The sequence below is a fragment of the Tardiphaga sp. genome (genome assembly GCF_044340795.1).
In the GTDB taxonomy this organism is placed as follows: Bacteria; Pseudomonadota; Alphaproteobacteria; order Rhizobiales; family Xanthobacteraceae; genus Tardiphaga.
The window spans coordinates 1-15,326 of sequence record NZ_JBIISY010000152.1 but is presented as its reverse complement, the minus strand read 5'-3'; the positions used below and the strand labels follow the sequence as shown (position 1 = coordinate 15,326).

The window sequence follows — 15,326 nt, the reverse complement described above, 5'->3', positions numbered from 1 at the left end:
ACAAATGCGCCAAACATTCGTCCGGCGTTCTATGCTTTTGAAGCAACCTATGCGGTGACCGCAAGATCGATGGTCGCGTTCGGCCTGATCCCGCAGCGCCTGCAATCAAGGTCGTTGGCCGAACGTGCTGTACCGCCGCATGCCGAGGCGCTCAGCCCGAAGGCCATCACACAAGGACATCAATCATGGATGCGATGGAAGCAAAATCGGTTGCGGCGCTGCCGGTCGGCGCGGCGTGGCAATATGAACCGAAATGGGACGGCTTTCGCTGCCTCCTGCAGCGACGCGGCGGCGCGGTCTCACTGACCTCCAAGTCGGGACAGGACCTCGCGCGCTATTTTCCCGAAGTCGCGGACGCAACAATGAAGCTGCCCGAACGTACGTTCCTGCTCGATGGCGAGCTGGTTATTCCGCAGGGCAAGCACCTTTCTTTCGAGAGTCTTTTGCAGCGGATCCATCCGGCCAGATCACGGGTCGCCAAACTGTCCGTCGAGACACCCGCGCGCTATCTCGCATTTGATCTCTTGCAACGCGGGCGCAAAGACTTGGCAAGGCAGGATCTCTCTTTTCGCCGTCCGGCCCTGGTCGAATTCGCCGAGCGATGTTTCGCTAACACGTTGTTCGTGCTTTCGCCGGCGAGCCTGAACATTGCTGACGCGAAACGCTGGCTGAAAGCCGCCGGCGGCGGAAGCGATGGTGTGGTCGCGAAGCGTCTCGACCTGCCATACCAGTCCGGCAACCGGGAAGGGATGCAGAAGGTCAAGCTGATCCGTTCGGCCGATTGCGTCATCGGCGGCTTTCGCTATGCCGAAACTATGATCGGCAAACGCAAGGTCGTCGGATCGCTGCTTCTTGGGCTCTATGACGGCAGCGAGCTTCACCACGTCGGGTTCTCATCGGGACTGAAAGCGTCCGAGAAGCCGGAATTGACCGATCGCCTCGAAGCGATGGTGGCGGACGAGTTTCACGGGAAAGACCCCGGGAGGGCCGAGCCGATGGTCGACCAAACGCTCGGGTCTCTGGGTGCCCGTCGTGCCACGGCTGGTCGTCGAAGTCTCCTATGATCACTTCACCGGCGGCCGGTTCCGGCACGGCACGGCGATCATGCGCTGGCGGTCCGACAAACGGCCGGATCAGTGCACCATGGATCAGCTGCACCAGAGATCCATTCTGCCGGATCGCCTGTTTCGGTCTATGTGATCGATCGACCAGCACCGCGGCGCTGCTGAGACATTTTCGCAGGTCGGATCAGGAACAGGGACGCCAATTGCCGCTTCCATCCGTAACGGAGATGAACCAATGGCGCATTCGCAGGACGTTGGGTCCGACCCGAAAAAGCAGCAGGGCAAGCCGGACGACGAAGGTCACCGCCTTCCCCCTGATGATCCCGACACGGCCATGGACGATACGGATCGCAATTCCGACGAGGTGATCCGGCCGCAGGACAAGAGCGATGAAGGAGCCGAGCGATGACCAAGATGCCGCCCATTCCCGACGAGCAGCGCAGCGATAAAGGGCCTGGATCAGACCCGGCGAACTCGGCGAAGGATGCCATCCCGGGCCGTGAGAATTTCGATCAGCAAGGCCATCACGGCAACATCAAGCAGAATACGACCAATCAGGGTCACCAGCAGGATCGATGATGACGGACAGACATTCGGACACCGACCGCCTCGGCAGGCCCGGCTCGTCGCAGCACGACCGCAAACATCCGGACAAGGCGAGCAGCCACGACAAGTCCTCGGTAGCCGGTGCGCGCACGAGCGGGCCCGAGTCGCGCGTCTCGGGCGGTGGCGGCGAGTGCGACAAGCATCATTCGCATGATCCGCACGCAAAAAGCTGAAACGCGGAAAGAGGGTTCGCTTGTCTGAACATCGCATCGCGGAAGAGCCGCGCGCCATGCTTGTCGAGATCGCCGAGTCGGTCTGGATCGCGGAATCCTCGCCAATCCATGCAGCGGGAATGCCGTTACCGATCCGGATGACGGTGATCCGCCTGGCGTCCGGCGAACTCATCCTCCATTCGCCGGTGCGATACTCCCGCGCCTTGCACGCGGAGCTGGAGGCTCTGGGGTCGATCCAATACCTGCTCGCGCCCGATATTGCGCATTGGACATTCATTAAGGAATGGCAGGAAGTGCTGCCGCGGTCGCAGGTCCTCGCCGTGGAGGGTCTGCGAAAGCGCCATCAGGTTCGCCAGTCCGGCCTGCGGATCGATGTGGAATTGACCGAGCAGCTTCCTGAGGCATGGGCCGCCGACCTTGATGCCGTATTGATCTCTGCGCCGCCATTCGTCGAACTGGCCGTGTTCCATAAAGCGAGCCGGACTCTCGTTCTGACCGACCTGGTGCAGAATCTCGACCCGCACCGCATGCCGGCCGGGCCGCGTCTGCTGGCACGCTTGCTAGGCATCGTTGCGCCAAGCGGGCGAGCGCCAATCTATCTCCGCGCGCTTCTGCAACTCTGGCATCGGCGCACGCGCCCGGCTGCCGAGCGGTTGATCGCAATGTCGCCGGAGCGGGTCGTTTTTAGTCACGGAATGTGGTTTGCCGACCATGCCACCGAGCGCCTTCGGCGGTCGTTGTCCTGGCTGCTGCGCGACGACTCGCCCGTGCTGGCGCGGTCGCGCGAGATGGCCGGCTTGCGCATCGTCGTTACGGGCGCATCAAGCGGGATCGGCCGCGCTACCGCGCTCGTCTTTGCGGCGAAGGGGGCCTCCGTCACGCTGGCAGCGCGGCGCGCGCATATCCTGCACGCTCTGGCTGAACAATGCGCCGAGCTCGGCGGCCGCGCGCTGGTTTGCCCGACCGATGTCACCGATGCCGCGAGCGTGGCGACCCTTGCCGACAAAGCGGTCGATGCTTTTGGTGGCATCGATGTCTGGATCAACAATGCCGGGACGGGTGTGTTCGGCCCGTTCCACAAGGCCGACATCGAATTGCATCGGCAGACCTTGAACGTCAATCTGCTCGGCGCGGTGCATGGCGCGCATGCGGCTCTGCCCGTGTTTCTGCGGCAGCGGCGCGGTGTTCTGATTAACAATATCTCGCTCGGAGGCTGGGCGCCCACCCCCTACGCAGCCGCCTATACGGCCAGCAAGTTCGGTCTGCGCGGCTTCACGGCAAGCCTCAGGCAAGAGATGGGCAATCACCCCGACATCCGCATATGCGCGGTGTTTCCATCAATGATCGACACGCCCGGCTTCGTCCACGGCGCGAACGTGTCCGGCAAATCGCTCGATCCCGGCCCGTTCCTGTACCGTGCCGACGACGTCGCGCGCACGATGCTCGCCGTGGTGCGACGTCCGCGTGACGAGGTGGCCGTGGGATGGCCCGCCCGCGCCGGGCAACTTTCATATATCGCCATGCGCGGCACGACCGAGCGATTAATGGGTTACGTCTTCCGGTTGCTGCTTTCGCGCGCCAAGGCGGCGCCGGTGACGCCGGGCGCATTGCTCACGCCGACCGATGCCGGCATATCCGCCGATGGCGGCTGGCTCGCGCGGAAGCAGCTTCCGTCCGCTGGCACGCTGACGAAGGTTGGTATCGCCGCCGCCATTGGCATTGCCGTATTGGCCGGCACCGGCGCCCTCGCGCGGCGAACGCCGCGCCAACGGCGGGGCCGTCCTCGCTGATACCGGGTCTGTCCGGCAAAGTACCAAGGATCGTCTCTTTGATCGTGCTCTGGTCCGTCGTGTCCGGATCCGAGGGCTTCGCCAAACAAAAGTATGCGGCGCACATTGTGCGCCAAGCCAAAATCACTATCCTGTAGTGCCCAGCCTGCTCCCTGAACGATTAAGTGATATGTAGGCGTGTGAATCTAAAAGGCAACGCGCTTGAACTCGACTATGGCGCCTCTTGTCCTCAGGGTAACGAGAGACTCCATTCGTCTGTTTCTCAAGTCTTGATGTCGTCTGGAAGCTTTCCGCCGTTCGCGGCCAGCTTGGCCATCACCTGCTTGTGAAGCCAGATGTTCATCGTAGCCGAGTCGTTCGTGTCGCCCGAATAGCCGAGCTCCTTGGCAAGCTCCTTGCGTGCCGACAGGCTCGAATCGATGTCGAGAGCCTTCATGAGATCGACGATCGACGTCTTCCACTCTAGCTTCTCACCCTTCGCCGCGACGGCCTTGTCGAGGATCGGAGCGACATCGACGTTCGAGGCGCTGCCAGTTGGTGCAGTCGAAGGCGCGGTGGCTGAGGGCGACGATGCCTGAGACGACGCTTTGTCCTGCGCGGCAGATGCCGCTCCGCCGGCCGGCGCCGCTTCCGCGTGACTGAAGATGGCACCCATGATCTTTCCGAAAATGCTCATTTTGCTCTCCAATGATATGAAAAAGACGCCGCGGCCGAGCCGCGGCGTCCATCAAGGTTTACGCGTCATGCCGCTTCTGCGTTCACCGCCGACAATGCCAGCTTCGAAAGCGCATCGTCGGTCTTCTTTTCTTCCGCGAGGGTTTGATCCAGCAGCTTGACGGCATCCTTCAGTCCAAGGGTCTGCGCCCAGGTCCGAAGGGTGCCGTAGCGGGAGATCTCATAGTGCTCGACGGCCTGTGCGGCTGCGAGAAGGCCCGGGTCCAGAGCCGGTGTGTCGGCGTACTCGTCCATGATTTCCTTGCCTTCATCGAGGATGCCCTCGATGGCGTCGCACTTCTTCCCGCGCGCAGCCTTTCCGAGGCTTTCGAAAATCTGTTCGAGACGTTCGATCTGCACCTCCGTCTCGGCTTGATGCTTTTCGAAAGCCGCGCGCAGCTCGTCGGAAGCGGCGGCTTTGGCCATCTTCGGCAGGGCTTTGTAGATCTGCTTTTCGGCGTAGTAGATGTCCTTGAGGGTGTCGAGGAATAGATCGTTGAGGTCTTTATCAGCCATCGCGGCCTCCCATGCTTCTGACGCCGCTGAAACGCGGTATTCCCGTCCAGGTTCCAAGGATTCGCTAGTGCGGATCGCGCCATAAATCCGGGAGGTCAGCCAGTGGGACGAGATCGATCTGCTCAGTGTAGCGGGTGCGATAGATCGTCATGAGGGCATCGTGCCCATCGTCCGACGAACTGCAAAGGGCGTCCTCTACGACGACCGTCCGGAAGCCGAGCTCCACGGCGCTCAGCACCGTCGACAACACGCAGACGTCGGTCTCAGCGCCGGTCACGATGACAGTGTCGATCGCTCTTTGGTGAAGGCGAGCGGCGAGGTCGGTGCCTGCAAACGCCGAATAGCCCGGCTTGTCCACGACATGTCCCGGCGGCACCATGCGGGCCAAGGGCCCGATGAGATCCAATTGATCCGGCGGAAGGCGGTCGCGGGTAGCTCGCTCCCATCGCTTGAAATACTGCCGCCAACGGCCGGGGCGTTCGTCCGCGGATCGGGGCGTTATGAAACGGGTGAACACGTTCCGGGGCGGGTTCAGTTCTGCGGTCGCCACGATGCCCGGCAAGACCCTCGCCATCCAGGGCGTCTCCCACATTCCGCCGCGGGCGAAGATCCGCTGCATGTCCACGCACAGATGAACGGCATTCCGGATGGGGGCCCGTGATACTTCGGCAGCCATTCAGGAGCCTCCGGAATGATGTGCCGTCCGAGGATGCCGGTCGTGCAGGAACGTCGCGAGCTCCGTGCGGAGATCGGGCGAAGCGGCCATCACCCGCTCAAACAACTGCTCCTGGAAGTCCCGAGGCAAGGTGGGCCACAGTTCGATGGCTGCTTGCCCGAGCGTCATCGCTGCCTTGGTCTCGTCCATGATCATCTCCTTTCGCCGGAAATGGACAAATTTGAGCTTCGTTCCGGCAGCTGCGGAGCTTCGCTTTCCCGTACTTCGCATCTAGACTGACGGCGTCGCAGTTCGGAAATCATGATGCTCTTGCTCGTCGCCTTTGGGGCTTTGATCCTGCTCACGGCCTGGCTTCCCATGGTGCTGAAGGAAGCGCCGCTTTCGCTGCCCATCGTCTGCATTGCCATCGGCGCAGCAGCATTCTGGTCCTTTCCGGAAATCCCGGTGCCGCACCTTCCCGCCGAACTTCCTCTGGTCGAGAAGATGACCGAGTTCGTGGTCATCATTTCGCTCATGGGGGCCGCCTTGAAGATCGACCGCAAGCTCGGGTGGCGAAGATGGATCACGACGTGGCGGCTGCTTGCGATCGCGATGCCACTCACGGTCGCCGCGTTGTGGGCTTCCGGCTACGCGTTGCTCGGGCTGTCTGGCGCATCCGCACTCCTACTGGCCGCTGTTCTGGCACCCACGGATCCGGTCCTTGCGAGCGACGTATAGGTGGGGCCGCCGAAGTCGGGAGAGGAAGACAGCCTCATTATCGCGCTCGATGTCGAGGACATCGCGGCACGATTGGGTGCCAAGAAGTCCAGACCTACGCGACGGTGCAGGGCGCGTTGGATGCGATCGACAGGGAAAAGCCGTCGGTCGCGGTGCTCGACATCAACCTTGGCGACGCGAACGGCTTCCCGGTCGCGGATCGCTTAGCGCAACTAGGTGTGCCATTCTTCTTTGCCAGCGGTTACGGCGAGCAGGCGCAAATGCCTTCGGACCACCGTTCGCGGAAGATGGTGCAGAAGCCGTACACGGTTGAAAATCTGGCGCGGGCTTTTGCGACCGTCTTCGGCATAAAAAACGAAGGCCAGAGCACGTAGTCTAGCGTTTCTAACTGACCGCGTGAGCGGATAATCTCCGGTGCAATTCACGCACCGTCGAGGACACCCGCGGCCCGCAGGTCTGCCCGGACTTGCTTCACGCCTCGGAATGCCAAGCCGAGATCCAGAGCTTTCCGCTTCACGCTCGAAGACGAGCGCCTGAGCGCCGCGGTCGCCCGAACAAGCGACGCGCCCGAGGCTGCAAGTTCGCGCAGTCGTGTCTCGTCCTGATCGGTCCAAAGCTTGTTCGCATTTCTTGGCATGGCGTCCTCGAGTTTCGTTCGGGCACCAACGTCGAAGTGGAAATAATGTTCAGCGCGAAGCACCACGCGAGGCTCTTGCGCTCTGCGAAACCCCAGATCGTCGTCCCCGTACTTCGTATCGAAGAGGGCACCATTACAAACGATGCGGACCGAACGAAGGCGCGTGAACTGATGGCGCGGGCGGAGAGGATGGCACCTGGAAAAGAGAGGGATGCGATGATTAGGAAAGCCGAAGGCTGGCTCGCTCCACGGAGCCACCGAAGCCGAAGCAATCGCGGGAGTGAAGTAGCCGAGAGGTCAGGAACCGGTTCGGGCTATGCGAGTTTTGCACGGTAACGCAGCATCGCGGAGAGCAAGATGGCAACGAATAAACCGACCGGTGATAATGCTCGCAAGGGTACCGTTAGGAAGCGGAGCCAGACCAAAACAACCATGGGCGGCGCATCGACCTGGACCAAGCGAGACCGCAGCACCGGGGAATTCATGGCCGTGAAGAAGGTTGCCAAGAAGGCCGCGAAGAAGACGACTGCCAAGAGCGCGGCCGCGAAGAAAACGACGGCCAAGAAGACGACCGTAGCGAAAAAATACAAGGGCGTCCGGCGCGAGAAGAAGTGACGCGGGGAGACGACGACCTTCCCGTTAGCTCATCCGCGCTTTCTTGACGGCGGCCTCAAGCTTCCGCTTCTCGGCCTCCCAACGTCTGCTCTCGTCACGCTCGCCGCGATCAAGTTCGTCCCGTGAAGCCGCGAATTCTGCCAATTTGCCCTCATGATCGGTTTGAGCGGACTCGAGCCGAGCCTCGGCTTCCGCAACGGCAGCCGCGCGCTTGCGGAGGGCCTCGGCGCGCTTTGCTTCTTCCCTACGATCGTTTTCCCGCCGTTTCCGCTCCTCTCGCTCGTGTGCCGCAGAGGCCTTCTTTGCTTCAGTCGCAGACGCCTTCCGAGCAACTGGTTGGTTAGGCCGAGGCCTTCGATTCGATTTTGATCGGCTGTCTGCGGAAACCAGATCATCCGGTAGCTCGGACGTCTCGGCGAATGGCTTCGTTGATCCGACAGGGCGCTTCAAGACGATGCCGGGATGCTTCATCGCCAACTTCACAGTGTCGGCGTCTTGGACCTCCTTGGCAAAGTTTTGGTGAAAGAGGTTTGAGTGGGCGCCCCACGCCGCCAAGGCCGCTTTCATCGACGGGGCGGCGATCGCAAGGTCGAAGAATCCTATCGAGGTGACATAGACCTTGAGCTTCCTTGGCATGTTCAATCGCAGTCGGGACAGGCGTCTCCAAGGCCGTCCAGAACATCTTCAACGGCCGAGACGCGCTCTTTCTTCTTCTTGCCGGGAAACTTGCGGTGTTCTGCAAGATCACGCGCATAGTCGAGAGCGTGCTGGCTGTGGCGAAGCCGCATGTAGCCATGATCCGGACATGGCGCGATCGCGTGGGCCTCAACGAGAAGATCGGTCGCCCACGTTTCCAGAGTTTCCTTTTTCTTTGTTTTGGCGGGCATGATTCAACCTTTTCTCGCTTTCGGAATCTTCGCGTTCAACGGCACGGATTTGAAGATAACGTCGCCTATGACATGCCTCTCGGGAGTGACGATACTCTCGGCGACGAAGCGGATGGGATCGCACCAATCCTGCCCCAATGGGTCGATCTGCGTTGCAATATTGCGGGCGTCGGCCTCCGTCTTGGCCGGAACGAGGGCCGTCTGCAGGCTGGGTTTCAAGTAATCGACGGCCGCTGGAGTAATTCGGAACAGCCGATGCGTTTCCGCAACGACCATTGCGGGCAGGGACATCTCAACCGGGTCGTCTTCGTCCGTCATCTTTTGGCCGATCGCTTGGTGGTGATCACGCGAAAGCCTGCCTCAGGAAATTTCCCGGGGCAGGCGCCATTCCGGATCGGGTGTGCAGGTCTCCGTCCTGGCTTCGCGGCGATAATCGCGGGCCGCATCGCGCAAGTTTTTCTTCAGCTCGGGATCAGCGGTCTGAGCGGCGATCCCCTCGGCGCGCTCCGCTTGTGCCAAAAGTCCTTCTTTGGTCACGACGATCCTCCACCCGCATCATCTCGTAGCTCGTCGTTTAGTTCCGAAGCCTCCGCTTTCGTGAGATGGTCTCCCGTGGGATCGGGTTGATGAGCCTGTTCGCTCAAGGTCTTGAGATAGGATGCCTGCGCGCCCGTCATCGGGTCGCTTCCGGAAACCCAATCCTTCGGGTCTTTCTGCGTATTGTCGGCCATTGGAAAACTCCTTTCACCGCCAACACCAAATCTCACCAATCGTTCCCTTTATGTTCTGGCCCGAGGGCTCTCTCCGTTCGCATGGGAGCGCTCCGCGAAATTGATCTTGGTTTTCGCGGTGGATGGGTGCCCAAGCGGTGACGGCGCGATATCCGCATCGGGTTCGATGGTTGCCAAGCCGAGGAATTCTCGGGCACGTCTCTCTCGGCAACCATCCGTCACGAGATCCGTCTCGCAGCGGGGAAGACCGAGCCCCCGCACGCGACGAAATGGCCAGAGATGTTTTTGCAGATGTCACCGACGCGGCAGCGACCTGGCGACGCATGGCGCTTCTAAAAGCGAGCGTGCGAACGAGGTACATTTGTGGATTGCGGGCGATGCCTCGCGGAAGTCGCCCACAATCTCGAACCGGATCGATCAATCGATGATCTGAACAACGCGGCGAGAGCGCGGATCCAACAACACCGTGCGGTCGTTCACCACGGTGTAGCGATATTCGCGAGCCGAGGCGTATTCATCCGGAACGTCGTAATAGGTCACGCCGTCCGAAGGCAGGACGGTGCCCACCGCGACAGGCTCCGCATAGCTGTAGGAACGGATACGGCGATCAACGACGTAGCGCTGGAAGCGCGGACGATCATCGACGCCGAGAACACCCGCAACACCGCCGACGACGCCACCAACGGTCGCACCGACAACGGCGCCGACCGGACCGGTGGCCCGCTCACCGTCACGTGCGCCGCGCTCGATGCCGCCGGGAACGCCTTGCGCCATCGCGACCGAAGCGGAGGCCAGAAGCGCCGCCGCAGCAACAACAGTCTTCATGCGAATAGACATTGAAATCTCCTGAGGATGATTGCCCGGCATCACAAGCTCGGCTGCGACAAACTGTTCCTGAGCGGCAAGGCCCGCGTCGAAAGCAGGCGAGGCACAGGTGCGCAAGGTTTTGGGGCTGTTCAGCGAGGGGGAAGGTCAGCGAGACGGGGTTATCGGATCGTTAGTGGGAAGATCATCGCTCCGGCAACCAGAACTCCCGAGTAGACCAACAAGGTCAATGCGAAGAATGCCTTCTCGATAAGCGCCAACGTCATCCCCTAAACCGAGAACCAATCGGCGGCCAATTCGCGAGGACGGCCATTGTTCCGGATTTGCACGTCGGGGAGAGGGATCAGCGATGATTGCCCAACTGGGCCGACAACGCTTCCGTCAGGCGTCGGTCGAGGTCCGCCGTGCGTACCGCAATCGGTTGCTTGAAGACGTTGCCGTCCGCCACGATCGACCGATCCTCACCAAACGCCATCTCCGTGATGTTGCAGTCCTCGAAAGTGCAGCCGGTGAACGCCAGGTGCTCGGTCTGCTCGTCGATCAACACTTCGCATTTGACGAACTCGCATTTGTCGTATCGCGTGAACAGACTGCGCCCGCGGAAGTCCAGGCATCTCGCCTGAAAGCGCTCCTCGAATATCACGCGCTCTTCGAAATACTGACCCACGCAACACGTCCTTACTCATCGACCAAGGCGGATCGTAACCGAAGATCGTCAATGAAACCGCTCATCCGCACGACCGGCCGACGATCAAAAATGAGTTCCCGCGCGACCAGCCGTTGACTCGTTCGTTGCCGTTTTGTTCTATACGGGAAAATCGAAAGCCGCAACGATGAATATCGACGGAATTGTCAGCAAAATCAACCATATGAAGAAGCAGGTCAAGCGCCAGCGGGCCGATATCCTGAGCCTCGAGCGGGCCGGGATCGATACCGCCGCAGCCGAGCTTCTGCTGGGGCGGATGATGGCCAAACTCGGCGGCCTGCAGGACCAGCGCGAGGGGCTTTCTCACGCGCCGAACCTGCGCAAGCGGAAAAGCCATCCACGGCACGCCGTCCTACCGCCGCGCATAGATGCCGTCTCCGCATTGATCCGACCATCGCACACGGGAGCGAGCCATGGACGCACTGAACATGAACATCGCGCGCACCCGACGCGACATCCGCCACCTCGCGCGGCAGATGCAAGCCCGCATTGATGCCGACGAAGACTGCACCGAACCCGCCCAGCAGATCATGCGCGCGCAGGCGGACTTGCGTTTATATCTCGAACGACGCGAGAGGCATCTCTGATGTCGCAGCATGGGACAGAGGCGAAACCCTACACGGCCGAGGATCTCGCTCGCGCTTTCGCGTCAGTATTCGGGAACGGCGAAGAAGACGTTTAGGCCGCAGCAAGCAATGGGTTTTTGACTTTATTGCTGGGGCGCCGCTATTGGCGCAAAGCGGCCTTCGGCGCGGTAGCCCTTCCGATGACGCACGGCTGACTATGGTACTCAAGATGACGGAGCACCAAAATGCCACTCGGAAAGCAAGCGAAGACCTCTGAGCTCAGGCCCAACGTGGCGATGGGCAAGATCCTCCAACCAGGCCGGCACATCCTCATAAGCAAGGTCACAGTGTTCCTAGATCTCGCGGGCAACGTCAGCCGTGACATCTCGCGACCAGTTCTCGGTAGTGTTGAAGGCTACAATGGAGAGAGGGTCAGAATACTCGCCGCGCATCAGGTCGGTGATAACCGTCTCGAGGTCAGTGCCGTTGATGTCGGCTTCTCGCCAGACACAGCCTCCTAGAGTATGGCAATCGACAACGAGATTGGACTGTATCGTGGATGCCGGCCGCCACCACGGATCGGCTCCATCCTGAACGCATGACGCGACTCCGCAACTGAACGGCCGACTCAAGAGGCGTGGAACCGATTCGTTCCGGGGTAGTATGGAACCGGTTGAAGAGATGCGGGTTTCGCAGATTGCCGCAGGTGCGGTGCTAGGGCGATCGAGCTATGGCGACAAATAAACCAACGGGCGACAACGCTCGCAAAGGCGCGGTCCGTACGCGCAGCCAGACGAAGACCGCCAGAAGCGGCGCCTCGACATGGACGAAGCGCGACAAGGAGTCAGGCGAGTTCATCGCTATTAAAAAGGCGCCGAAGAAAGCTGCTGCAGCGAAGAAGACCGCCAAGAAGACGACGGCGGCAAAGAAGTTCAAGGGCGTCCGGCGCGAGACGAAGTAATGGTACAGCCTTTCGGCGCGCGATCAAGTATCAAGAAGCGATCAGTGGTCATAGGCGGACGCAAAACAAGCGTCAGTCTCGAAAACGACTTTTGGGAAGAAGTTAGAAATATAGCTCAGAGCAAAGACCAGAGCGTTGTCGATTTTGTCGCGGACGTCATTAAGGGCTACGAGGGGCACAACGTGTCCTCGGCACTGCGTTTGTCGGTGCTTGAGCACTATCGTCGCAAAACGGAAAACTGAAGCGGCTTGATGCGATTGTCATCGATGCTGGCCATCCAGCGTTGTGCATGCCCGCGGGTTACGAATACGCCGACGAGTTGCTCGATCTCACCATGAGGCCAGTAGACATCGATCACATAGCGATTCGGCAGCAACCGCCGAACCTTATAGTGCGGCATGTCAGGCGGCGCGAAGCCATCCATGGTCATACCTGCAAAATGACGTGGGGGCCGGGCTTGTCTTCCAGGCAACCCGCCACCCTCTCTCGGGCGTCGGTGGACCCTTTACGCTCCAACCATCGTAACCCGATCGCAAGTTGCCGAAGGTCGCGTCGATCGCTTGACCCGATAGGTACGGACCGCGCTCGACGAAGAACATCGGCAGCGTGAGTACGCAATGCTTGTGTGGCGTCCGGCATGTTTTGCCCTTTCTGGGATCATCAACGGGAGACGGAAAACGCCGCAAGGGGATCGAGAGCACGGAGGTTCGCTTTAAGTTTTCTAGTGCCAGCGAGCGCGATACCTTCGCGCCGCGCAATCTTGGCGACGGCGGACGTTTTGCGATTGAGAGCAGCGGCGGCGCGAACCACGGATGCGCCCTGCGCTGATAGTTCCTTGAGCTTGGATATGTCTGAAGCCGTCCAGCTCCTGCTTGTGACATGCGTCTTCATTGCATCCTCCAACGTCGGAGACATGCTAGGCATTCACTCTACATCCGTCTGAACGGAAGCCGGCATAACGAAGTTTTTTTTGATCAGTCTAGACTAGTTCTGAAGCTCCGGAGGCAGCACGCTATGCGAGCTGATCTGAGCCGCCTCTGTTCCCGAGTCGTCCAACACCACTATTCGCAGAGGTACGCGAGCCTTGTCGTCTCGCATCGCTTCGTAGATCATCTCTATGACCGTTAGACGGGCGTCTTCCTTCGCTGCATTCAGATCAGCGTAGTCGGAACCGTTGTCGTCAAGAACTCTGGCGCCATCGAAGTGCTCAATATTGAGGAAGTAACGAGGCATCTCAGGCATCTCCGTAGCTACATCTCAGCTACGCTTCTCATTCTGTCAGGTTTCTAAAGGATCGTCGCCGATGATCACCTTATAGTGCCCTGCAACATCAGCGTAGCAGTCGCACGCATTATCTCGAAGCTTCTTGCCGTCCTTGATGCGAATAGTTCCGCGACTATACTCCAGCATTCCGTCTCGCTGTAAGGTTTGCGCTACCTCCCCGACGCTGGTCCGGCGCACACCCATCATTTGGGCAAGAAATTCTTGGGTGAGCGGCAGTTCGTCGCCTGCAATATCCTGCATGCGTGCGAGCCATTTGCATATGCGTTCCCTGACCCGGTGTACGGCATTACAGGCACCTGTCTGCTGAGCCTGGCCGAAAAGGAATACTTCGTACCCGGTAAGGGCCTTCCTGAGACCTGGCAATTCCAGAGCTAGATCACGAAGCCGATAAAGATCGATGACCGATGCTTCGCCGGACATCTGAACCAACACGCTATTCAATGAAACTTGATCGTTCAGAGCCTGAGCAGCTCCGAACACGCCGTCGTTGCCGACGATAGCGGTCTCCACGGCACCGCCGCCGGGCAGCTCAACTACGAAAGAAAAGACGCCGCTATGTGGAAAATATACTTTTGAGATTTTGCTCTGCGGTTCCGACAATCGTTCCCCGCGCTCTAGGCGAACGATTGAGAGGTGCGGCTGGATACGGCCTCTTTCATTATCTGTAAGGCGTGCCAGAATCTGGTTCTGGTACGTCACGACGATCTCCCGGCTATAGAGCCCGAAAGGCCGGTGAGTTGCCCCAGCGTTCTGCACCAGACTCGTCTTCGATTGGCCGGGCCTGCTTTATCAATCGATCGCGCTCGATGCCGGGACGCATCCGCTGCCTCGGGGCGTCTCAGCCTCGCTCGATCGATCGAGATATCTCGCCTGTCTTGATGCTGAGATATACGCGGTCTCATGCGCATATTCTCTTCCTGTTGGAGGAGGGCGGGAGCGCGGTGAGGCGTTCTCATCACCGATAGGTGCCACGTGCGGTGCGGTGATGTTCCACAGTCGATATCCATTCCCCCGCTATGTCCAACGGTTTTTGTTTTTTTATTTTCGGAACTAATCTAGCGATTGAGCCAGCTGATGTTGCTGTACCTGATGTTTTCCGTGGCCAGCTAGGGCGTAACCGATATCGCTCCGAAAATCGATATCGCCGAGGAGTGCGCCGGCAGGTGACCAATTGGTCTGACTATTCCGAGCGTCTGGTAATGATGATCGGAGCCGACGTGCGCCCTTGCATCAAATAGCTGATGACCTCTTTGCACTCTCGGCAACGGAAGGCGCGCACCTCGCCCCGGCCTTTTGCCTCTCGTCCAATCGACACTAGATCACGCCTCTGGCTACAGGCTGGGCATGGAACAAGGCTCGCGGAAGACACGTCGCTCCTCATAACTGTTATGCAGGGTTGTAGACTTTCGTCTAACGTGGCCACGGGTCCGCCGTCTGTGCGGTATACGACATAATGACAGGTAAAATCGCACTGTGATCGTCGGGCTTCACCTACTTGAGTGAGGCGGGCTGTCGCACTAGCGCAAGAAGATCGAGATGTTGTTCGCGCATCTAAAGCGCATCTTGCGCCTCGATCGGCTCAGGCTGCGAGGTCCGGGCGGCGCTCGCGACGAGTTCCTGCTCGCCGCCACCGCTCAGAACCTTAGAAAGCTGGCAAAACTGATCCCGCCACCGGCTCCGATGTCCATCTGAACTGGACAGACGCTTGCACGCCGCCCCCGCGCCGGTAGCCAATTCGCTGACTTCTTCAACACAATCGGCGCAAAGCGGACCGAAGCCGGTACTGCCGAAGCGCCCATAGAGGTGCGCGGCGCTAAGATTCGAACACAGCCCTGCAAGTTGCAAAGGCGCCTTCGAG

Annotated in this window: 28 protein-coding genes and 2 pseudogenes; 13 read left to right on the top strand and 17 right to left on the bottom strand. The window is 60.0% G+C overall.

Annotated elements, in window-relative coordinates; translation table 11 throughout:
- Positions 1-194: 194 nt before the first annotated feature.
- The 5 genes and pseudogenes from ACIQ17_RS21780 (at position 195) to ACIQ17_RS21760 (ending at position 3,633) form a co-directional block, all read left to right on the top strand.
- Positions 195-1,200, top strand: a pseudogene (locus tag ACIQ17_RS21780) (ATP-dependent DNA ligase).
- 99 nt (positions 1,201-1,299) lie between these two features.
- On the top strand, positions 1,300-1,473 hold the full coding sequence (locus ACIQ17_RS21775; RefSeq protein WP_398471208.1) for a hypothetical protein: 174 nt from the start codon (positions 1,300-1,302) through the stop codon (positions 1,471-1,473).
- Positions 1,470-1,643 (top strand): hypothetical protein, encoded by a 174-nt coding sequence (locus ACIQ17_RS21770; RefSeq protein WP_398471207.1) that lies wholly within the window; start codon positions 1,470-1,472, stop codon positions 1,641-1,643. Before ACIQ17_RS21775 ends, ACIQ17_RS21770 begins: the two co-directional genes overlap by 4 nt.
- The gene (locus ACIQ17_RS21765) at positions 1,643-1,843 is read left to right on the top strand and encodes a hypothetical protein (protein ID WP_398471206.1); all 201 of its coding nucleotides are present in this window, start codon (positions 1,643-1,645) and stop codon (positions 1,841-1,843) included. Before ACIQ17_RS21770 ends, ACIQ17_RS21765 begins: the two co-directional genes overlap by 1 nt.
- A gap of 56 nt (positions 1,844-1,899) precedes the next feature.
- On the top strand, positions 1,900-3,633 hold the full coding sequence (locus ACIQ17_RS21760; RefSeq protein WP_398471211.1) for an SDR family oxidoreductase: 1,734 nt from the start codon (positions 1,900-1,902) through the stop codon (positions 3,631-3,633).
- 262 nt (positions 3,634-3,895) lie between these two features.
- Here the strand turns inward: ACIQ17_RS21760 and ACIQ17_RS21755 are convergent, their stop codons facing one another.
- The 4 genes from ACIQ17_RS21755 to ACIQ17_RS21740 all read right to left on the bottom strand — a co-directional run bounded on the left by ACIQ17_RS21755 (position 3,896) and on the right by ACIQ17_RS21740 (position 5,728).
- A complete protein-coding gene (locus ACIQ17_RS21755; RefSeq protein WP_398471205.1) occupies positions 3,896-4,309 on the bottom strand; it encodes a DUF3597 domain-containing protein in 414 nt (137 codons plus the stop codon).
- A 65-nt stretch (positions 4,310-4,374) separates the two neighbouring features.
- A complete protein-coding gene (locus tag ACIQ17_RS21750) occupies positions 4,375-4,863 on the bottom strand; it encodes a ferritin-like domain-containing protein (protein WP_398471209.1) in 489 nt (162 codons plus the stop codon).
- 64 nt (positions 4,864-4,927) lie between these two features.
- Complete coding sequence (locus tag ACIQ17_RS21745) at positions 4,928-5,539, bottom strand: cysteine hydrolase family protein (protein ID WP_398471204.1); 612 nt, start codon at positions 5,537-5,539, stop codon at positions 4,928-4,930.
- The gene (locus ACIQ17_RS21740) at positions 5,540-5,728 is read right to left on the bottom strand and encodes a hypothetical protein (protein ID WP_398471202.1); all 189 of its coding nucleotides are present in this window, start codon (positions 5,726-5,728) and stop codon (positions 5,540-5,542) included.
- Between the two features lie 114 nt (positions 5,729-5,842).
- Here ACIQ17_RS21740 and ACIQ17_RS21735 point away from each other — a divergent pair, with 114 nt between their 5' ends.
- Complete coding sequence (locus ACIQ17_RS21735; protein WP_398471201.1) at positions 5,843-6,256, top strand: hypothetical protein; 414 nt, start codon at positions 5,843-5,845, stop codon at positions 6,254-6,256.
- A 116-nt stretch (positions 6,257-6,372) separates the two neighbouring features.
- The gene (locus ACIQ17_RS21730) at positions 6,373-6,630 is read left to right on the top strand and encodes a hypothetical protein (RefSeq protein WP_398471200.1); all 258 of its coding nucleotides are present in this window, start codon (positions 6,373-6,375) and stop codon (positions 6,628-6,630) included.
- A 47-nt stretch (positions 6,631-6,677) separates the two neighbouring features.
- Here the strand turns inward: ACIQ17_RS21730 and ACIQ17_RS21725 are convergent, their stop codons facing one another.
- Complete coding sequence (locus tag ACIQ17_RS21725; protein WP_398471199.1) at positions 6,678-6,959, bottom strand: hypothetical protein; 282 nt, start codon at positions 6,957-6,959, stop codon at positions 6,678-6,680.
- Between the two features lie 291 nt (positions 6,960-7,250).
- On the opposite strand from ACIQ17_RS21725, the gene ACIQ17_RS21720 reads away from it, so the two are divergent.
- On the top strand, positions 7,251-7,508 hold the full coding sequence (locus ACIQ17_RS21720; protein WP_398471198.1) for a hypothetical protein: 258 nt from the start codon (positions 7,251-7,253) through the stop codon (positions 7,506-7,508).
- 24 nt (positions 7,509-7,532) lie between these two features.
- On the opposite strand, the gene ACIQ17_RS21715 is transcribed toward ACIQ17_RS21720, so the two are convergent.
- The 8 genes from ACIQ17_RS21715 to ACIQ17_RS21680 form a co-directional block, all read right to left on the bottom strand.
- Positions 7,533-8,144, bottom strand: coding sequence for a cell envelope biogenesis protein TolA (locus ACIQ17_RS21715; protein ID WP_398471197.1), 612 nt, complete (start codon positions 8,142-8,144; stop codon positions 7,533-7,535).
- 2 nt (positions 8,145-8,146) lie between these two features.
- The gene (locus ACIQ17_RS21710; RefSeq protein WP_398471195.1) at positions 8,147-8,395 is read right to left on the bottom strand and encodes a hypothetical protein; all 249 of its coding nucleotides are present in this window, start codon (positions 8,393-8,395) and stop codon (positions 8,147-8,149) included.
- A 3-nt stretch (positions 8,396-8,398) separates the two neighbouring features.
- Positions 8,399-8,713, bottom strand: a complete 315-nt coding sequence (locus ACIQ17_RS21705; RefSeq protein ID WP_398471194.1) for a hypothetical protein — start codon at positions 8,711-8,713, stop codon at positions 8,399-8,401.
- Between the two features lie 42 nt (positions 8,714-8,755).
- Positions 8,756-8,932, bottom strand: a complete 177-nt coding sequence (locus ACIQ17_RS21700; RefSeq protein WP_398471193.1) for a hypothetical protein — start codon at positions 8,930-8,932, stop codon at positions 8,756-8,758.
- Positions 8,929-9,126: a DUF3072 domain-containing protein gene (locus tag ACIQ17_RS21695; RefSeq protein ID WP_398471192.1), complete on the bottom strand. Its 198-nt coding sequence runs from the start codon at positions 9,124-9,126 to the stop codon at positions 8,929-8,931. Before ACIQ17_RS21695 ends, ACIQ17_RS21700 begins: the two co-directional genes overlap by 4 nt.
- 417 nt (positions 9,127-9,543) lie before the next feature.
- The gene (locus ACIQ17_RS21690; protein WP_398471191.1) at positions 9,544-9,963 is read right to left on the bottom strand and encodes a DUF1236 domain-containing protein; all 420 of its coding nucleotides are present in this window, start codon (positions 9,961-9,963) and stop codon (positions 9,544-9,546) included.
- A gap of 331 nt (positions 9,964-10,294) precedes the next feature.
- On the bottom strand, positions 10,295-10,618 hold the full coding sequence (locus tag ACIQ17_RS21685; RefSeq protein WP_398471190.1) for a hypothetical protein: 324 nt from the start codon (positions 10,616-10,618) through the stop codon (positions 10,295-10,297).
- Between the two features lie 61 nt (positions 10,619-10,679).
- Positions 10,680-10,994 (bottom strand): hypothetical protein, encoded by a 315-nt coding sequence (locus ACIQ17_RS21680; protein ID WP_398471189.1) that lies wholly within the window; start codon positions 10,992-10,994, stop codon positions 10,680-10,682.
- A 76-nt stretch (positions 10,995-11,070) separates the two neighbouring features.
- On the opposite strand from ACIQ17_RS21680, the gene ACIQ17_RS21675 reads away from it, so the two are divergent.
- The 4 genes from ACIQ17_RS21675 to ACIQ17_RS21660 all read left to right on the top strand — a co-directional run bounded on the left by ACIQ17_RS21675 (position 11,071) and on the right by ACIQ17_RS21660 (position 12,426).
- Positions 11,071-11,244 carry a hypothetical protein gene (locus ACIQ17_RS21675; RefSeq protein ID WP_398471188.1) on the top strand — a complete coding sequence of 58 codons (174 nt, stop codon included), beginning with the start codon at positions 11,071-11,073 and terminating at the stop codon, positions 11,242-11,244.
- Between the two features lie 224 nt (positions 11,245-11,468).
- Entirely contained in the window at positions 11,469-11,744 is a 276-nt protein-coding gene (locus ACIQ17_RS21670; RefSeq protein WP_398471187.1) for a hypothetical protein, read from the top strand.
- A 209-nt stretch (positions 11,745-11,953) separates the two neighbouring features.
- On the top strand, positions 11,954-12,184 hold the full coding sequence (locus ACIQ17_RS21665) for a hypothetical protein (protein ID WP_398471186.1): 231 nt from the start codon (positions 11,954-11,956) through the stop codon (positions 12,182-12,184).
- Entirely contained in the window at positions 12,184-12,426 is a 243-nt protein-coding gene (locus ACIQ17_RS21660) for a ribbon-helix-helix domain-containing protein (protein WP_398471184.1), read from the top strand. Before ACIQ17_RS21665 ends, ACIQ17_RS21660 begins: the two co-directional genes overlap by 1 nt.
- On the opposite strand, the gene ACIQ17_RS21655 is transcribed toward ACIQ17_RS21660, so the two are convergent.
- From ACIQ17_RS21655 to ACIQ17_RS21640, 4 genes are all read right to left on the bottom strand, one after another.
- Positions 12,402-12,608 (bottom strand): hypothetical protein, encoded by a 207-nt coding sequence (locus tag ACIQ17_RS21655; RefSeq protein ID WP_398471183.1) that lies wholly within the window; start codon positions 12,606-12,608, stop codon positions 12,402-12,404. The genes ACIQ17_RS21660 and ACIQ17_RS21655 overlap by 25 nt on opposite strands.
- 236 nt (positions 12,609-12,844) lie before the next feature.
- Complete coding sequence (locus ACIQ17_RS21650) at positions 12,845-13,075, bottom strand: hypothetical protein (RefSeq protein WP_398471182.1); 231 nt, start codon at positions 13,073-13,075, stop codon at positions 12,845-12,847.
- Positions 13,076-13,168: 93 nt separating this feature from the next.
- Positions 13,169-13,417, bottom strand: a complete 249-nt coding sequence (locus ACIQ17_RS21645; RefSeq protein WP_398471181.1) for a DUF6894 family protein — start codon at positions 13,415-13,417, stop codon at positions 13,169-13,171.
- A 45-nt stretch (positions 13,418-13,462) separates the two neighbouring features.
- Positions 13,463-14,167 (bottom strand): Crp/Fnr family transcriptional regulator, encoded by a 705-nt coding sequence (locus tag ACIQ17_RS21640; RefSeq protein ID WP_398471179.1) that lies wholly within the window; start codon positions 14,165-14,167, stop codon positions 13,463-13,465.
- Between the two features lie 822 nt (positions 14,168-14,989).
- Here ACIQ17_RS21640 and ACIQ17_RS21635 point away from each other — a divergent pair.
- Positions 14,990-15,160 (top strand): annotated as a pseudogene (locus ACIQ17_RS21635) (transposase); the annotation flags it as partial.
- Positions 15,161-15,326: the final 166 nt, after the last annotated feature.

Excerpts from the sequence above, each read along its gene's own strand:
- ACIQ17_RS21740 (WP_398471202.1), bottom strand. The coding sequence starts at position 5,728 with ATGGACGAGACCAAGGCAGCGATGACGCTCGGGCAAGCAGCCATCGAA.
- ACIQ17_RS21690 (WP_398471191.1), bottom strand. The coding sequence starts at position 9,963 with ATGTCTATTCGCATGAAGACTGTTGTTGCTGCGGCGGCGCTTCTGGCC.
- ACIQ17_RS21775 (WP_398471208.1), top strand. The coding sequence starts at position 1,300 with ATGGCGCATTCGCAGGACGTTGGGTCCGACCCGAAAAAGCAGCAGGGC.
- ACIQ17_RS21665 (WP_398471186.1), top strand. The coding sequence starts at position 11,954 with ATGGCGACAAATAAACCAACGGGCGACAACGCTCGCAAAGGCGCGGTC.
- ACIQ17_RS21670 (WP_398471187.1), top strand. The coding sequence starts at position 11,469 with ATGCCACTCGGAAAGCAAGCGAAGACCTCTGAGCTCAGGCCCAACGTG.
- ACIQ17_RS21660 (WP_398471184.1), top strand. The coding sequence starts at position 12,184 with ATGGTACAGCCTTTCGGCGCGCGATCAAGTATCAAGAAGCGATCAGTG.
- ACIQ17_RS21645 (WP_398471181.1), bottom strand. The coding sequence starts at position 13,417 with ATGCCTCGTTACTTCCTCAATATTGAGCACTTCGATGGCGCCAGAGTT.
- ACIQ17_RS21770 (WP_398471207.1), top strand. The coding sequence starts at position 1,470 with ATGACCAAGATGCCGCCCATTCCCGACGAGCAGCGCAGCGATAAAGGG.
- ACIQ17_RS21715 (WP_398471197.1), bottom strand. The coding sequence starts at position 8,144 with ATGCCAAGGAAGCTCAAGGTCTATGTCACCTCGATAGGATTCTTCGAC.
- ACIQ17_RS21760 (WP_398471211.1), top strand. The coding sequence starts at position 1,900 with ATGCTTGTCGAGATCGCCGAGTCGGTCTGGATCGCGGAATCCTCGCCA.
- ACIQ17_RS21720 (WP_398471198.1), top strand. The coding sequence starts at position 7,251 with ATGGCAACGAATAAACCGACCGGTGATAATGCTCGCAAGGGTACCGTT.
- ACIQ17_RS21755 (WP_398471205.1), bottom strand. The coding sequence starts at position 4,309 with ATGAGCATTTTCGGAAAGATCATGGGTGCCATCTTCAGTCACGCGGAA.
- ACIQ17_RS21710 (WP_398471195.1), bottom strand. The coding sequence starts at position 8,395 with ATGCCCGCCAAAACAAAGAAAAAGGAAACTCTGGAAACGTGGGCGACC.
- ACIQ17_RS21680 (WP_398471189.1), bottom strand. The coding sequence starts at position 10,994 with ATGGCTTTTCCGCTTGCGCAGGTTCGGCGCGTGAGAAAGCCCCTCGCG.
- ACIQ17_RS21750 (WP_398471209.1), bottom strand. The coding sequence starts at position 4,863 with ATGGCTGATAAAGACCTCAACGATCTATTCCTCGACACCCTCAAGGAC.
- ACIQ17_RS21765 (WP_398471206.1), top strand. The coding sequence starts at position 1,643 with ATGACGGACAGACATTCGGACACCGACCGCCTCGGCAGGCCCGGCTCG.
- ACIQ17_RS21705 (WP_398471194.1), bottom strand. The coding sequence starts at position 8,713 with ATGACGGACGAAGACGACCCGGTTGAGATGTCCCTGCCCGCAATGGTC.
- ACIQ17_RS21655 (WP_398471183.1), bottom strand. The coding sequence starts at position 12,608 with ATGGATGGCTTCGCGCCGCCTGACATGCCGCACTATAAGGTTCGGCGG.
- ACIQ17_RS21695 (WP_398471192.1), bottom strand. The coding sequence starts at position 9,126 with ATGGCCGACAATACGCAGAAAGACCCGAAGGATTGGGTTTCCGGAAGC.
- ACIQ17_RS21735 (WP_398471201.1), top strand. The coding sequence starts at position 5,843 with ATGCTCTTGCTCGTCGCCTTTGGGGCTTTGATCCTGCTCACGGCCTGG.
- ACIQ17_RS21745 (WP_398471204.1), bottom strand. The coding sequence starts at position 5,539 with ATGGCTGCCGAAGTATCACGGGCCCCCATCCGGAATGCCGTTCATCTG.
- ACIQ17_RS21650 (WP_398471182.1), bottom strand. The coding sequence starts at position 13,075 with ATGAAGACGCATGTCACAAGCAGGAGCTGGACGGCTTCAGACATATCC.
- ACIQ17_RS21675 (WP_398471188.1), top strand. The coding sequence starts at position 11,071 with ATGGACGCACTGAACATGAACATCGCGCGCACCCGACGCGACATCCGC.